Here is a 2500-nt window from a genome sequence, read left to right as displayed (position 1 = left end):
CTCATCCCCGCACTTTTCAACGTGCGTGGGTTCGGGCCTCCATTCAGTGTTACCTGAACTTCACCCTGGACATGGGTAGATCACCTGGTTTCGGGTCTACGACCACGTACTCAATTCGCCCTATTCAGACTCGCTTTCGCTGCGGCTCCGCATCTTCTGCTTAACCTTGCACGGGATCGTAACTCGCCGGTTCATTCTACAAAAGGCACGCCATCACCCGTTAACGGGCTCTGACTACTTGTAGGCACACGGTTTCAGGATCTCTTTCACTCCCCTTCCGGGGTGCTTTTCACCTTTCCCTCACGGTACTGGTTCACTATCGGTCACTAGGGAGTATTTAGCCTTGGGAGATGGTCCTCCCGGATTCCGACGGAATTTCACGTGTTCCGCCGTACTCAGGATCCACTCAGGAGAGAACGAAGTTTTGACTACAGGGCTGTTACCTCCTATGGCGGGCCTTTCCAGACCTCTTCATCTACCTCGTTCCTTTGTAACTCCGTACAGAGTGTCCTACAACCCCAAGAGGCAAGCCTCTTGGTTTGGGCTGGTCCCGTTTCGCTCGCCGCTACTCAGGGAATCGCATTTGCTTTCTCTTCCTCCGGGTACTTAGATGTTTCAGTTCCCCGGGTCTGCCTTCTCATATCCTATGTATTCAGATATGGATACCACTCCATTACGAGTGGTGGGTTTCCCCATTCGGAAATCTCCGGATCAAAGCTTGCTTACAGCTCCCCGAAGCATATCGGTGTTCGTCCCGTCCTTCATCGGCTCCTAGTGCCAAGGCATCCACCGTGCGCCCTTTCTAACTTAACCGTTAAAAAGAATCACTACGTGATATCTTGCATTACAATTGAATGTGAATTACTTCTGTTATCTAGTTTTCAAAGAACAACGCATAGGACATGCTAACACATGCGTTGCCACAGGAAGTGGCGCATTTAGCAGGTGTTCCTATGTTTTGAAGGAATGATCCTTCAAAACTAAACAAGACAGGGAACGTTCTGTTTATAAGACCCAAGGTCTTATATTCCGTTAAAATCCTTAGAAAGGAGGTGATCCAGCCGCACCTTCCGATACGGCTACCTTGTTACGACTTCACCCCAATCATCTGTCCCACCTTCGGCGGCTGGCTCCAAAAAGGTTACCTCACCGACTTCGGGTGTTACAAACTCTCGTGGTGTGACGGGCGGTGTGTACAAGGCCCGGGAACGTATTCACCGCGGCATGCTGATCCGCGATTACTAGCGATTCCAGCTTCACGCAGTCGAGTTGCAGACTGCGATCCGAACTGAGAACAGATTTGTGGGATTGGCTTAACCTCGCGGTTTCGCTGCCCTTTGTTCTGCCCATTGTAGCACGTGTGTAGCCCAGGTCATAAGGGGCATGATGATTTGACGTCATCCCCACCTTCCTCCGGTTTGTCACCGGCAGTCACCTTAGAGTGCCCAACTGAATGCTGGCAACTAAGATCAAGGGTTGCGCTCGTTGCGGGACTTAACCCAACATCTCACGACACGAGCTGACGACAACCATGCACCACCTGTCACTCTGCCCCCGAAGGGGACGTCCTATCTCTAGGATTGTCAGAGGATGTCAAGACCTGGTAAGGTTCTTCGCGTTGCTTCGAATTAAACCACATGCTCCACCGCTTGTGCGGGCCCCCGTCAATTCCTTTGAGTTTCAGTCTTGCGACCGTACTCCCCAGGCGGAGTGCTTAATGCGTTAGCTGCAGCACTAAGGGGCGGAAACCCCCTAACACTTAGCACTCATCGTTTACGGCGTGGACTACCAGGGTATCTAATCCTGTTCGCTCCCCACGCTTTCGCTCCTCAGCGTCAGTTACAGACCAGAGAGTCGCCTTCGCCACTGGTGTTCCTCCACATCTCTACGCATTTCACCGCTACACGTGGAATTCCACTCTCCTCTTCTGCACTCAAGTTCCCCAGTTTCCAATGACCCTCCCCGGTTGAGCCGGGGGCTTTCACATCAGACTTAAGAAACCGCCTGCGAGCCCTTTACGCCCAATAATTCCGGACAACGCTTGCCACCTACGTATTACCGCGGCTGCTGGCACGTAGTTAGCCGTGGCTTTCTGGTTAGGTACCGTCAAGGTGCCGCCCTATTTGAACGGCACTTGTTCTTCCCTAACAACAGAGCTTTACGATCCGAAAACCTTCATCACTCACGCGGCGTTGCTCCGTCAGACTTTCGTCCATTGCGGAAGATTCCCTACTGCTGCCTCCCGTAGGAGTCTGGGCCGTGTCTCAGTCCCAGTGTGGCCGATCACCCTCTCAGGTCGGCTACGCATCGTCGCCTTGGTGAGCCGTTACCTCACCAACTAGCTAATGCGCCGCGGGTCCATCTGTAAGTGGTAGCCGAAGCCACCTTTTATGTTTGAACCATGCGGTTCAAACAAGCATCCGGTATTAGCCCCGGTTTCCCGGAGTTATCCCAGTCTTACAGGCAGGTTACCCACGTGTTACTCACCCGTCCGCCGCTA

2 rRNA genes (both running past the window's edge) are annotated in these 2500 nt (G+C 52.8%); both read right to left on the bottom strand.

Going from position 1 to position 2500, the window contains the following annotated elements:
* Nucleotides 1-813: ribosomal RNA gene (locus BAMF_RS20770) — 23S ribosomal RNA — on the bottom strand; it reaches 2117 nt to the left of the window's first position.
* Nucleotides 814-1045: 232 nt separating this feature from the next.
* Nucleotides 1046-2500, bottom strand: a 16S ribosomal RNA gene (locus BAMF_RS20765) (it continues 95 nt past the right edge of the window).
* Together the 16S and 23S rRNA genes form the textbook arrangement of a ribosomal RNA operon.

The organism is Bacillus amyloliquefaciens DSM 7 = ATCC 23350 (genome assembly GCF_000196735.1).
In the GTDB taxonomy this organism is placed as follows: Bacteria; Bacillota; Bacilli; order Bacillales; family Bacillaceae; genus Bacillus; species Bacillus amyloliquefaciens.
Note: the sequence above shows the minus strand (reverse complement) of the source record. Positions and strands in the feature narration are given on the sequence as shown.